The organism is Bacillus sp. FSL W8-0629, from assembly GCF_038593225.1.
Classification (GTDB): Bacteria; Bacillota; Bacilli; order Bacillales; family Bacillaceae; genus Bacillus; species Bacillus altitudinis.
Genome location: NZ_CP151975.1, coordinates 1,610,376 through 1,625,108, shown reverse-complemented (window position 1 = coordinate 1,625,108; position 14,733 = coordinate 1,610,376). Strand labels below are relative to the sequence as shown.

The 14,733-nt window shown below is 42.5% G+C and carries 8 protein-coding genes; all 8 read right to left on the bottom strand.

Annotated elements, in window-relative coordinates:
* Positions 1–37: 37 nt before the first annotated feature.
* The gene (locus NSQ17_RS08285; RefSeq protein ID WP_327855528.1) at positions 38–2,146 is read right to left on the bottom strand and encodes a glycoside hydrolase family 48 protein; all 2,109 of its coding nucleotides are present in this window, start codon (positions 2,144–2,146) and stop codon (positions 38–40) included.
* A gap of 17 nt (positions 2,147–2,163) precedes the next feature.
* The gene (locus NSQ17_RS08280) at positions 2,164–4,014 is read right to left on the bottom strand and encodes a glycoside hydrolase family 9 protein (protein ID WP_035392050.1); all 1,851 of its coding nucleotides are present in this window, start codon (positions 4,012–4,014) and stop codon (positions 2,164–2,166) included.
* Positions 4,015–4,434: 420 nt separating this feature from the next.
* Complete coding sequence (locus NSQ17_RS08275; RefSeq protein WP_234879714.1) at positions 4,435–8,688, bottom strand: PolC-type DNA polymerase III; 4,254 nt, start codon at positions 8,686–8,688, stop codon at positions 4,435–4,437.
* A gap of 135 nt (positions 8,689–8,823) precedes the next feature.
* The gene (locus NSQ17_RS08270) at positions 8,824–10,521 is read right to left on the bottom strand and encodes a proline--tRNA ligase (RefSeq protein WP_024720366.1); all 1,698 of its coding nucleotides are present in this window, start codon (positions 10,519–10,521) and stop codon (positions 8,824–8,826) included.
* A gap of 80 nt (positions 10,522–10,601) precedes the next feature.
* Positions 10,602–11,867: an RIP metalloprotease RseP gene (gene rseP / locus NSQ17_RS08265; RefSeq protein ID WP_007499546.1), complete on the bottom strand. Its 1,266-nt coding sequence runs from the start codon at positions 11,865–11,867 to the stop codon at positions 10,602–10,604.
* A gap of 6 nt (positions 11,868–11,873) precedes the next feature.
* On the bottom strand, positions 11,874–13,025 hold the full coding sequence (dxr, locus tag NSQ17_RS08260) for a 1-deoxy-D-xylulose-5-phosphate reductoisomerase (RefSeq protein WP_342468006.1): 1,152 nt from the start codon (positions 13,023–13,025) through the stop codon (positions 11,874–11,876).
* A 39-nt stretch (positions 13,026–13,064) separates the two neighbouring features.
* On the bottom strand, positions 13,065–13,859 hold the full coding sequence (locus NSQ17_RS08255) for a phosphatidate cytidylyltransferase (RefSeq protein ID WP_007499550.1): 795 nt from the start codon (positions 13,857–13,859) through the stop codon (positions 13,065–13,067).
* Between the two features lie 12 nt (positions 13,860–13,871).
* Positions 13,872–14,654, bottom strand: a complete 783-nt coding sequence (locus NSQ17_RS08250; RefSeq protein WP_110487244.1) for an isoprenyl transferase — start codon at positions 14,652–14,654, stop codon at positions 13,872–13,874.
* Between the last annotated feature and the right edge of the window lie 79 nt (positions 14,655–14,733).

Below are 14,733 nucleotides of genomic sequence, written 5' to 3'. Positions count from 1 at the left end.
AACCGCCGGCTAAAGAAGCCGGCAGCTGCACTAGGTTCTATTCGTTTATGAGACGATGGTATTCTGCATAAGCCGTAGCCATATCAACTTGCGACCAGAAACGGTGATAGGTGAAACTTGGCGCTCCGTTTTCCCATTTGCCTGTTGCTTCATTAAAAGATGATTGATATTTACTCTCCAGGGCTGACCAAGCTGGGTCTTGCTTGATTTTCGGACGAAGATCTGCAAAGCTCGTATACACTCCGTTACCTCCTCGTTGCGGGTCAGAAGGAATGGTGCTGGAACCAGGGATCTGATTTCCTTGACCAAATGTTCCGTTCCAGCCATTTGGGAAGTACACTTCTTTTTTAAAGAAACGGTGGTAGTCTTCTCTGTCTTCCTCTGTCACAATCCCTACACCATCATTGTAATTCCAAGCAACCTCAAGGAGTTGTGCCGCTGTCTCTTTTGCTCTTATGCCAAGTGCTGTGTAGTTTCCTGTCTCTTTCTGTGTTGCAGCAGCAAAGAATGTGAGTGCTTTGATTAGACTGCCCAGTACACCAGTATCTTGAGTAGGATCTTTTGTAACTGCCGTTAAATTTGGATTACCTGTTGCAGATTGGAACCCGCTCCAAGTGTCAGGCTGACCGCTCCATTCTATATTCCCAGGAATCCAAAACTCTCCAGGTGCACTCGTCGTAGCAACAGCAACATTTGTCCCCCCTAGAATCCTTTGACCCTGACCATCTAAAAAATACCCATCTTGATCCGACACAGGACGCGTGCCAATAAAAATATAATCTAGTGAATAGTTGACCCATTTTGTGATGACAGATTTGGCCATTTGGAAATTTTCAGATGTTTTGTCGCCATCTTTTGCAAAGATATAATAAAGCTCTGCTACACGCTCAATCGGCCATGCTTGCATTCCAAACCAGTTATTGGACGGAGGATCATGGTAAACAGGTGCATCTTCATAAGCCATATCATAAAATGTGCTTCTTCCTGCAGGATAAGCGCTATAGTCTCCATTCCAGCTGTTGGTAGCACCTCCTGCAATCGCTCCCTCTTTTGATTGAAGCCAGACGTAAAATTCAAGCTGTCTCTTTAACGTCTTTTCCCAATCACTTGCAGCAGTCGGTGACGCTGGCTTTAAGCCTCCCTTATCTGAGGATAAAGCGTAAGCAGCGACTGGATTTTGATACCCTTGATGACAATGGCTCGCACCGATACGCCATGACCAATTTGCATATTCGCCAAGTCCCCCGCCCCAAGAGGTATACCATGCCATTAAGTGATGACATGCACTTTTTCCATTCCCAGGATACGGATTACCTTGCTTGCCGCTTCCAATTGTTTGAAAATATTTATCATACATTCCGTAGCGAAGGAAATCACCCATCTTTTTCGCTTTATTAAGATAGGCTGACCCATTATAGCCAAGTTCCTTTGCCCAATACATTGCCTGTATCGCACGTGCATCAGCGTCCGTCGCATTTGTGTAGCGCCACTGGGCGGCGGGCGCTTGATTTTCTTTTGTGAACAAGCTCATGAAACCTTCATTGGGCTTTCCGGCCGTTTTATCATCTTGTGATGGATGAGGGATGGCCTCCCATACGGATTCTTGCGGACCCCGCTGAAATGTGTTTACATATGTGGCTGTATGTGATGGGTTGAGCAAATTCCCATATTCATACCAGTTGTCTACATCAAGAAGCCAGTGCATTAAATACGTTTCATTCGTTCCGTAAGTTGACCTCAGTTCTTGATCAATCGGATCTTGACCAGCAGGGCGAGCACCCGTCAACTGGCTCGGATATTGATCTGGATATGGCTTTTCTGAAGCGTATGTGGCTGGGCTGGATGGATTGTAAGAACTCATATGCGGCTGTTCGTCATGTCCATCTTCGTTTACTGGAATGATAAACTTCTCCATATTATCCCAAGCCGCTTCTAGTTTGCTCCAATCGCCTGTGTAGTGACCATACAATGCTTCAAGCCATAACCAATAGCTGTAAGCTTCTGAAGTTGTCATATGCCCGTAATCAGGTGCCTCACAAATGAGTGTCTCAACGGAATGATACGGAATGCCTTCTTTTGAAAAATATCCATTCGTCTCGTTTTTCATTTGATGATAAAGTGTTAAAAACCGTTCTTTATTTGTCATGTCCTCACCCTTTATATTTATTTATTCGGAAGCGTACCAAATACTAAATCACCTTGATCAAAAACAGGAATTCTCGCTGTTTTTTGCATATTAGATGTTAATCCTTGAAAGGAATAATCATTTGAGGCATCCCATATATTCGCACCATTTGGCGCAGATAACCGGAACTGTATTTCCTTCTTATGAAGCGATTCGCCTCCTGGAAAAATAGCTACGCCAGTAAAATCGATTTCTGTAAAATAGATATGGGATGATGCGTCATACACCGTTAACGGAGATAAGGAAGCGCCTTCATTGTAGACAGCTGTCACTTGAATATCTTTATCAGTGAATCCCTTCGCAAATATCTCGCTCAGATTGACATAATATCTAAAAGAAAGTGATTGACTACTTCTGGCCGGCCAGCCTGATCGATTGTATAAAATGGCTTTGATTTGAGTAGATGTTGTATCGTTACTCATGACAGCTGCCTCTACAAAAAACTCATCTTCCACTTTTTCTTTAGGCGGAAAATTCGGCAGCTTTGACTGCCCCTGACCAAACAGCTGCACCATTTTGGCTACATTTCCAGTAAAGGCGGCATTATAGTCTGTTGCTACCTCGTTTGATACATAGTCAGAGATGTCATCGGTATACTGATCCTGTGCATTAGGCCCCCCAACAAGCGCTCCATAAAGCGTGTGCCGATGAGAAGAAGGAGTTGTCAGCTGATTAGACCATGAGCCATGTGCAGTTCGATGGTGTGGATGCATCGGCGGATTTTTGCCAAACCCAACGACATAGCTTCTATTTTGCGGATTATCCCCTAACATATAGTGTGTTTGCCTGATCGCAAACGTTTGGTAACGATTCTTTTTTTCTTGATCAGAGACCCAATCTGCGTACACAAACGCTAAAAATGCAGCATTTGCTGTATAACGAAGTGAACCCCATTGATCTAACCACGCTAGTCCGCCAGGCGTATAAGTGATTCTTTCTACTTTTCCATTTTGAACAAAACCCGTCGACCAGTAATCGAGATTACGCTCCGTCGATTCGATAAACCTTTTCTCCTTTGTGATTCTCGCAAGTAAAATTTGCGAAGCAAAAAAGGTATTGTCCCACGACATCGTAAACGTATAGTCCCAATCCTTCGGCCATTCTTCTACTGCTTTTAGTGCTTTGTTTAAATAGGTCTGGTCATTTGTCGCCAAGTACAGCCATATTCCCCCCCAAATGAGCTCATCAATATAGCCGCTCCAAGAGTTATAAAATGGCTGCGCATTGGTGACACAATCTGTATACTCACCGCGATATTGGTCAGCAAATGCATAAAGCTGTTTTGCATGGGTGAGAAGCTTTGCTGCATAAGGCGCATCAGTTTCTTTAAAAATAATTGAACCTGCTGCTAAAGCGGCTGCGGTTTGGGCGGCTACTTCTGTTCCTGGACAATGTTCATCAATTTTAAATGCCGGCCGGTTCATCGGCATCACTTCTGCTGGACCCCACCAGCCATGATCTGCGTTCCCATCGCCTACTTGTGCCCAAAATTCATTTGGACCTGTATGGGCTTTCAAAAAATAATCGGTTGCCCACTTGATTTGATCTAACATATCATCAAGCAGCTCTGCCTCTTCGTAAGCTTCTCGGTACTCATAGACTGTCCATGCAAGCACGGCTGCCGAGTAAGCCATCGGAAGTCCGAACTTCACATGATCACCAGCATCGTACCAGCCGCCTGTTAAATCATGACCAACATCTTTCCCATCCTCTAGTCCAGAATCCCCTCGCCAGTTAAGACGATTGCTTTCAGGAAGCTTTCCGGAACGCTGGGCTTCGTAAAACAAAATGGATTTTTGAAGCACCTCTACATAGTTGTAATCTGACATGTACCTACTTCTCACCCCTTCTTTTTTCTTAAACGTGAAACATTGAACAAGAAATGACCACCTCCTTGTTATTCCGTTCGTGTTTTGTACAGTGTTGAAAAGAATCAAGCGTGTTTCAAAAATATGCATAGTAAACAGCCATCAGCTTGACGCTCACCGAGGGTTTTCTCCTGATTCTTCATGTGACTGTACCCAAAATGATCATATGTCGTATGAGAACATTTCAGACGGCTAAATTCTCTTTTTTGCTCTATTTGGGTAGAAAGAATGACATACAATCTCTTCTCTCAAAACACGACGTTAAATCAAGATATATGAACCAACAAGAAAATAATTCCAGTTAAAATATTTAGTTAACATAATAATATTATTGTATATATAAAAAAGAACGCCCTTTAAGGGCGCTCTTCATTTTTCACATTAGAACAAAGAAAGCTGGTTTTGATCAGGAAGTGCTTCTAAGCAGCCTTGACGATCCAAATACTCAAGGATGGTCTTAGACACTTTTCCTCGTTTTTGTAAATCTTCTTTTGAAAGGAATTCACCATCTTGGCGTGCGCGTACAATATTTAACGCAACGTTTGTTCCGAGTCCAGGGATGGAGTTGAATGGCGGGATTAGCCCGTCTCCATCAATGATAAACTCAGTGGCACTTGATCGGTATAGGTCTACTTTTTTAAAGTGATAGCCTCTTTCACACATTTCAAGTGCAAGCTCTAGTACAGTTAATAGGTTCTTCTCTTTCGGTGATGCATCAAGACCTTTTGAGTTAATATCGTCCATGACCGCTCGAATCGCATTCGATCCTTTTGTCATCGTTTCGATATCAAAATCATCAGCACGAACGGTAAAATAAGCCGCATAGTACAGAAGTGCATGGTGCACCTTGAAATAAGCAATCCGAACAGCCATTAATACATAAGCAGCCGCGTGGGCTTTAGGGAACATGTATTTAATCTTTTTACAAGAATCAATGTACCAGTTCGGTACGTTATTATTCTTCATTTCTTCTTCCCATTCAGGAGGAAGTCCCTTCCCTTTACGAACAGATTCCATGATTTTAAAGGCAAGTGACGGTTCTAAACCTTGATAAATCAGATAGACCATAATATCATCACGACAGCCAATCACTTCGCTTAGTTCACACGTTTTATTATGAATCAGCTCTTGGGCGTTGCCGAGCCATACATCTGTACCGTGAGATAGACCAGAGATCTGAACAAGCTCCGAGAAGGTGGTCGGTTTTGTATCCTCAAGCATCTGACGAACAAACCTTGTACCAAACTCTGGGATCCCAAGTGTTCCCGTTTTACATCCAATTTGTTCTTCTGTGACACCGAGAGGTTCCGTTCCTTGGAAGATTTTCATGACCTCAGGATCATCTGTCGGAATCGTTTTTGGATCAATTCCGCTCAAGTCCTGAAGCATCCGAATGACCGTTGGATCATCGTGTCCAAGAATATCTAGTTTCAGCAAGTTATCATGGATTGAATGGAAATCAAAATGCGTCGTTTTCCAATCAGAACCTGTCGCATCTGCTGGATATTGTATTGGTGAGAAATCGTAAATGTCCATATAATCCGGCACGACGATAATACCGCCTGGATGTTGGCCTGTTGTCCGTTTGACGCCCGTACAGCCCTGTACGAGCCGGTCAATTTCAGCACCTCTCATATGAAGGTTATGATCTCCTGCGTAGCCTTTCACATAACCATATGCCGTTTTTTCTGCAACGGTACCGATTGTACCTGCGCGGTATACATACTCTTCACCAAACAACTCTTTCGTATAGTTATGGGCAATCGGCTGATATTCTCCTGAGAAGTTTAAGTCGATATCGGGCACTTTATCTCCTTTAAAACCTAAGAACGTTTCAAACGGAATATCGTGGCCGTCTTTTTTATACGGCGTCCCGCATTCAGGACAGTCTTTATCAGGAAGGTCAAATCCTGAGCCAACCGATCCGTCATTAAAGAACTCAGAGTGCTTGCAACTTGGACATACATAGTGCGGCGCAAGCGGGTTTACTTCTGTAATCTCTGTTAATGTCGCAACGAGAGATGAACCAACTGATCCCCTTGAACCAACTAGATATCCATCATCAAGTGATTTCTTAACAAGCTTATGAGAAATTAAATAAATAACAGCGAAACCGTGACCAATAATACTCTTTAATTCTTTCTCAATCCGGTCTTCTACAATTTTCGGTAAATCGTCACCGTAGATGCTGCGAGCCATGTTATAGCTCATTTCCCGAATTTCTTCATCTGCACCTTCGATTTTTGGTGTATAAAGATCGTCTTTGATTGGTTTAATACTTTCGACCATCTCAGATACTTTTTGCGTATTCGTCACGACAATCTCTTTCGCCTTCTCGTCTCCAAGGAAAGAGAATGCTTCTAGCATTTCATCAGTTGTTCTAAAATGAACTTTTGGCAGTTCATGACGATTAAGCGGATTCGCCCCGCCTTGTGATGAAATTAAGATTTTGCGATAAATTTTGTCTTCTGGATGCAGGTAGTGCACATTTCCAGTCGCCACGACTGGTTTATTCAGTTTTTCACCAAGTTTCACAATGTTTGTGATGATCTCTTTTAATGCACGGTCATCCCGAACAAGCTCCAGCTGGAGTAAATGCTGATACACTTCTGGCGGATGAACTTCTAAATAGTCGTAAAATGCGGCAATGTCTTCTACCTCATCAGGTGACTTCTGCATCATCCCTTCAAACACTTCACCCTTATCACAAGCAGACCCAACAATTAAACCTTCTCGATATTTCTCAAGCTGTGAGCGAGGGATACGCGGCACGCGGTAGAAATAATGAATATGAGAAAGTGAGACAAGCTTAAATAAATTCTTTAGACCCGTCTCATTTTGTGCAATCACGGTTGCATGGTAAGGACGTGAGCGCTGATACGCATTGGACTGTCCCATGTTTTCATTCAATTGATCGTGGTAAGCAATCTCTTTTTCAGCCGCATCTTTTAGCATCTTCAGCATGAGGTAACCAGTTGCTTCTGCATCATAAATCGCCCGGTGATGCTGCGTGAGTTCAATATCGAACTTTTTACACAGCGTGTTCAGCCGGTGATTTTTAAATTCAGGATAAAGGAATCGGCCGAGTTCTAGTGTATCAATGACAGGGTTTGACGCTTTATCTGTTTTTAACAGGCGCTTATATGCTGCATTTAAAAAGCCCATATCAAAGCTCGCATTGTGAGCAACAAGGATATCTTGTCCAATCCACTCTTTGAAATCTCGAACAACATCGACCACATCTGGTGCATCTCTCACCATGTCATCCGTGATACCGGTTAGTTCAATGGTTGTTGCTGATAACGGATGATGAGGGTTTGCAAATGCCTCAAAGCGGTCAATGATTTCCCCGCCTTTGATTTTCACAGCTGCAAGCTCAATGATCGTATCATACACAGCAGAGAGTCCCGTTGTCTCAACATCAAATACGACAAACGTCGCATCTTCTAACAAGCGGTGCTCTGGATTATACGCAATCGGCACCCCGTCATCGACTAAATTGATTTCCACCCCGTACATCATTTTGATGCCATGCTTTTTACTTGCTGCATACGCATCTGGAAAGGATTGTACAACGGCGTGATCTGTCAGGGCAATGGCCTCATGCCCCCATTTTTTTGCTTGTTCAACAAGTCTACCGATGCCAGTGACAGCATCCATCTGGCTCATTGGCGAATGCAAATGAAGCTCAACACGCTTTTCTCCCTCTGGTGCAGTATCTTCTTTCAGCTGAGGTTTCATTTCATTGACGTCATTTGCGATCATGACAAGATCTCTCACAAACGTATCGTTTTGAATGCTTCCTCTTGCTTTGACCCACATCCCTTTTTTCAAGGATTTCATGAGCTGAGCATCTTCTTTTTCTCTCGCAAACATTTTGATCAAAATACTATTCGTATAATCGGTAATTTTAAAGATACAAAGGGTTCTGCCGCTTTTTAGTTCGCGCGTTTCTGCATCAAACACATACCCTTGGACGGTGATTCGTCTTTCTTCGTCCATAATACTATCAAGCGTACGTATTTCTTCATTGTCTTTGATTTGATAGCCAATCATCAGAGGGCCAGAAGGGGCTTCCTCTTGATCCTCACTTTCCTTCTTCTCCATCTCAACAAGGGCTTGCATGGCTCTTTCTTGATCTTCAGCAAGTTTTTGTTCTCTGAACTTCTGAATCTCTTGATCTGATACAAAAATTTCTGTATCAAATTGAAGTTCTGGAAAACCGACTTGTTTAAATGCAGCCTGAAGCATTGGGCTATATTTCTTTTTGATGGCCAAAGCCTCAGTTTCGCTTTTTGTTTTGATGATGATCTTATGTCCAGACAGCGCTGGTTTTTGCTGTTGAAGCAAGCTGATGATTGGGGGAGAAATTCCTTGAAGCTCTTCCACACAATGTGACCAATACGATTGAACGAGCTCTTCAGATATGTGCGGATCATTGACTTCAATCGTACAAGTGACTTGTGCGATATGAGAAAATGCATTTGTCAGCCTGCTTAAAAACATTGCATATACTTTGTAAGGCAAAAGTGCCTTAAATTTAAAAAGGAAATGCCACGTTTTTGCCGCCTTATGCACCGTCAATTTGACGATCTCGCCTTCTTCAAAGTAACGGCTGAGGTCATCATCTGTCATTTGAATCTGATTGAGTAATATATGAAATTGCCGCCGGGTAATCGGTAATTGTTCATCCAAGACAGGACCCTCCTTTTGCAAATCAGAAAGGTACCTCTTTTTTGCAGGAGGTACCTTCATTTTTTTGTTCGTTTTTTATGCTTGGCGTATAAATGAAATCAGTTCATCAACAGATACTTCGTGTGATTCACCTGATTTTCTAAATTTCACTTCGACAATACCTTCTTCTGAACGTTTCCCGCAGCTAATGCGAATTGGCAGTCCAATTAAGTCACTGTCGGCAAATTTGACGCCTGCACGCTCTTGGCGGTCATCGAAAAGGACTTCATAGCCCTCTTCCTGTAAACGCTCATACAGCGTTTCAGCCAGTTCCTTTTGTGCATCGTTTTTCATATTTAAGGCAAGTAGATGAAGATCATATGGCGCAACTGTTTCTGGCCAAATAATCCCCTTGTCATCATGATGTTGTTCAACAATCGCAGAAAGGGTTCTAGAAATTCCGATGCCATAGCAGCCCATGATCATTGGCTGCGCACGTCCATTTTCATCGAGGTATGTTGCATCCATTGCCTCTGAATAACGTGTGCCTAGCTTAAAGACTTGTCCTACTTCAATTCCTTTTGCGAACTGGATTGTGCCTTCACCATCTGGAGAAACGTCTCCTTCTTGAATCAAGCGAAGATCTGTATATTCCTTCACTGATAGATCACGAGCAGGATTGACATTGACATAGTGATAATCCGATTCATTTGCACCTGCAACTGCATTTGTCATTCCTTTGACAGCGTGGTCTGCATAAATCGTTACTTCCGCTTCAAGCTTCACTGGTCCAACAAATCCTGGTTCTGTTCCGATCACGTCTAGTACTTCCTCACGTGAAGCAAGCTCTACAAGCTGTGCTCCAACTAAGTTTTTCACTTTCACATCATTTACTTCATGATCGCCTCTTGTCAGGACAAGTACATACGCATCGTCCGCTTTAAACAAGACAGATTTGATACATGTAGAAGGAGCCACTTCTAAGAATGACGCAACATCTTGTATCGTCTTCACCTGCGGCGTGTGTACTTTCTCAAGTTCTTTGAAGTCCGCAGGGTTTGCTTCTTCTCCGTGATACACAGCCTCAGCCATTTCAATGTTCGCAGCGTAGGAAGATGTGTCAGAGTATGCGATTGTATCTTCTCCTACTTCTGACAGTGCCATAAACTCATGTGTATCTTTTCCTCCCATTGCCCCAGAATCGGCAATGACGGGTCTAAAGTTAAGACCTACTTTTGAAAAGACATTCGAGTAAGCTGTAAACATTTTGTTGTATGTGTCATCAAGGCTCTCTGGTGAAGAGTGGAATGAATAGGCGTCCTTCATAATAAATTCACGTCCGCGCAATAACCCAAAGCGAGGTCTTTGTTCATCACGGAATTTAGATTGGATTTGATAAAGTGTCAAAGGAAGCTTTTTATACGATTTGACTTCACTGCGTACGAGTGATGTGATCACTTCTTCGTGTGTTGGGCCAAGTGCAAACTCGCGGCCGTGACGATCTTTCATACGCATGAGTTCTGGACCGTATGTATACCATCTTCCTGACTCTTGCCACATTTCTGCTTGCTGCAGCACTGGCATTAACAGCTCAGCTGCTCCCGCCTTTTCCATTTCCTTGCGAACAATGGCTTGAATGTGCTGAATCACTTTATGTGCTAACGGCAGGTAATGATAAATACCGCTCGTGTTTTGTCTAATAAATCCAGCTCTTACTAATAGCTGATGACTTTTTGCCTCAGCATCTGCCGGCACCTCTCGAAGAGTTGGAATGAAAGTCAAGGATTGTCTCATGTCGTTACACCTCATTTAAGAAATAGGACTTCTCACAAAAACTCTTGTTTCCCAGAATGAGAAACAAGAGACATTGGTTTTTATAAAAATAATCGCTGGATGTCATTCCATGTCACTACTAGCATTAATAGCATGAGGAACGCAACACCAATGAAGACAACAAGTGCCTCTTTCTCACGATTAATTGGTTTGCCGCGAATGGCTTCAACGAATAGGAAAAGTAATCTTCCTCCGTCTAATGCAGGAATCGGTAATAAATTCACGATCCCTAAGTTGATACTAAGAAACGCAGCAAACTGCATTAATGTTAACACACCTTGTTTCGCTACTTCTCCTGTCATATCATATATTCCAACAGGACCTGCAAGCATATCTAATGAAAATTGTCCTGTGACAATCTTTTGCAAGTTCGTTAAGATGAGACCTGCTGTTGATATCACTGTCGTTCCTGAGGATGAGATGACTTTGAGAAAGCCATTTTCTGTTGGCGGGTAAGAGCCAAAACGGCCAATGGTTTTTCCTTCGGCCTTCACAGCTTCCGGTACAACTTGAATGGTGCTTTCTTTGCCATCTCGGTCAATGACGACATTCATTTTTTTATCTGGGTTCTTTTGAACCGTTTGAACAACGTCTGTCCAAGAATTCATTTTATCCCCGTTAATTGAAACGATATGATCTCCCTGCATAAGCCCGGCTTGCGCTGCCCGGCCGTCTTTTGTCAGCTTACCAAGTACAGGATCATCCACGGTTACACCTTGAATAAATCCTAAAGCCACTAGAATCACATATGCCAGGATAAAGTTCATAATCGGTCCAGCTGCAATGGCTTTAATACGCTGCCATACTGTTTTTGAACCAAACTGACGGTTGTATGGCGCAATTTGAATTTCTTCACCATCTGCAATATAGAAGCTTGTTTGGCTTACATTGTAGCCAGTCAGAATGTCTTCATTTCCAGCCTCATATCCTGAAATTCTCATCGCATGATCTAAATCAATTTGTTCAACTTCAATGACAAGTGCATCAGGATATTTTTCTTTATCATTTAAAATGATTTTTTCTACTTCATTTTGCTCATTGAATAAGAGCCCCACTGTATGACCCGGTTTAATTTCAATGACTTCAGGGTCTTCTCCAGCCATTTTAACAAATCCGCCGATTGGCAGAAGTCTGATGGTATAGACGGTTTCTTTTCGTTTAAAGGAGAAAATCTTCGGTCCAAAACCAATTGCGAACTCGCGGCATAAAATGCCTGCGCGCTGCGCCATAATTAAATGGCCAAGCTCGTGGAAAAAAACGAGCGTTCCAAAAATAATAATAAACGCAATCACTGTATTCACGAACATACCACCTTATGCGAGGATTGATTGAACAAAGTCTCGTGTATCTTTGTCCACTTCATGGATATCTTGCAAACTAGGCGTTGAAATCACATGATGTCTGTTCAGTGCCTTTTCAATCAATTCTTCAATTTGCAGGAACGTTACTTTGCCTTTTAAAAATGCATCAACAGCTATTTCATTGGCTGCATTAAGCACAGTAGGCAGTGTCCCTCCTATTTTACCTGATTCATAAGCAAAATGTAAGCAGCGATACCTGTCAAAATCCGCTTTTTGGAAATTTAATTGTCCAATCTCCCAAAGGTTTAATGATTTCGCTTCTTTTAATGGCGCTCTATCAGGATAAGTGAGCGCGTATTGAATCGGAACCCTCATGTCAGGTGTACCTAACTGAGCCATGACACTTTTGTCATGGAATTCCACCATGGAATGGATGATGCTCTCTTTATGTAACAGCACATCAATTTGATCGTATGGGATATCAAACAGCCAATGCGCCTCAATCACCTCAAGCCCCTTATTCATCATGGTCGCTGAATCGATCGTGATTTTTGCGCCCATGGACCAGTTCGGATGATTTAGCGCTTCTTCTACCGTTACACCTTCAAGCTCCGTGCGTTTTTTATCTCGGAAACTGCCGCCTGAAGCTGTGACGATTAAGCGTTCAATGTTTTTAGCTTGTTCACCTTGCAGGGATTGAAAAATAGCGGAGTGTTCACTATCGACAGGAAGTAAAGGCACGTCATACTTTTTGGCGTACTCTTTTACTATATGACCAGCTGTCACAAGTGTTTCCTTATTTGCAAGTGCGATCGTCTTTTTTTGTTCAATGGCTTTTAATGTCGGTACAAGTCCGACACTTCCTACCAGTGCATTGACCACAACATCCACTGCATCATAGGTCGCTGCTTCGATGTTTGCTTCATCACCCGCAGCCATTTTGACATCGTATTGAAATGAATGACCTTTTAACGTGCGATAGGTCGCTTCGTCTACACATCCAACAAATTCAGGCTGAAATTGTTCAATGATAGGGATGGCCTTGTCTATATTTCTGCCAAACGTCATCGCTTTCAACTTGAATTTGTCTGGATGCTGCCTGATCACATCTAATGTTTGTTCTCCAATTGATCCTGTTGCGCCTAATAGCGAAATATATTTCAAATTGCCACTCCTTCTCTCGTTCAATTAGTTTCTATGAGGTTAGCTTGCAAACGTGGCCAGCAATAAATATAAAAACGGCAGAACGAATAAAAAGCTGTCAAACCTGTCCAAAATTCCGCCATGACCTGGGAGTATTGTCCCTGAATCCTTCACATGGTAATGACGCTTTAAAGCAGATTCCACAAGGTCGCCAAGCTGTCCAAAAATACTGAGCAAAAGAGTAATAAACATAACAAGCAGATATGATGGCAAAAATCCTGTAACCGCCTGGAACACAAGTGACAACACGACCGCTGTGACGATTCCGCCGATAAATCCTTCTACTGTTTTGTTTGGGCTGATCTCTGGCCAAAGCTTTCGTTTCCCCATAGATTTCCCAATAAAATAGGCACCTGAGTCAGTGGACCAAATAATCACCGCTGCGAAGAAGATCGCACTCATACCATACAAGCCTCTAATTTGAATAAAATAATAGAAACTAACGCCAATATATAATGTGGCTAATATAACAAAAGCAACCTCATCGAATGTGAAAGAGTTTTTGCTCAGAACTGTATAAGTTAAAAGGATTAAGACTGCAAATAAAGCAATCTGCATTTTTGATGCGTCTACGTTCGGGAAGAAGCTATTTTCTCCGCCCATTAAAAGCCAAAGCAATATTAAGCTGACAATGCCAGGAAAGCTGAAAATCGAAATCTTTTTCATTCTAAGAAGCTCAAAGAGAGCGACACTTCCCATTAAATAAATCAGCAGGGTAAATGGCATTTGTCCATAAATCACTGCAAGTAAAAACACTGCAGCTGCCAGAACACCCGTCAAAATTCTTTGTTTCATCTGCACCACCCTCTAAATTCCACCGAACCTCCGGCCGCGGCGCTGGTACTCTCCGATAGCGTCTATGAGATGCTCATCAGAAAAGTCAGGCCAAAGCACATCCGTAAAGACAAACTCACTGTACGCAATTTGCCAAAGCATAAAGTTGCTTAATCTAATTTCTCCACTCGTGCGAATAAGCAAATCCGGATCTTGAAGAGATTCTGTCATTAAATACGCTGAAAACATCTCTTCTGTGATGTCTTCTGCTCGAAGCTTGCCTTCTTTGACTTTTTCAGAAATTTGTCTGCATGCAGAAATAATTTCTGTCCGTCCTCCATAATTGAGCGCAAAATTTAAAATGAGTCCGTCATTATTCGCCGTACTCTTCACTGCGTTCTCTACCGCTTTTTTCGTATGCTGCGGGAGGCCGTCTGGATCACCTGTTAAACGTACACGGACATTTTCCTCGATGAGTTCAGGCAGATAGATGTTTAGAAACTCTTCAGGAAGCTTCATTAAAAAGTCTACTTCTAGTTTTGGACGTTTCCAATTTTCTGTAGAGAAAGCATACAAAGTCAGCACTTTGACATTCAGCTCATTTGCAAGCTTGGTCATGCGCTTGACAACTTTCATTCCTTCATGATGTCCTGCTACCCGTGGAAGTGCACGTTTCTTTGCCCATCTTCCATTCCCATCCATGATAATGGCGATATGTTCAGGAATTTCTCCATTTAATATGTCTTCTTTTGTCAGGCTTTCTAAGTTGGAAGCTGCTGTTTGCTGATTCTTCCAATTTTTGAGTATATTGAGCATGAGATTCCTCCATCACCCAAAAAGGTTGCGTTCCCGCTAATAATATAGTCCTCAACAGTATTAACAAAAAAACCCCCTG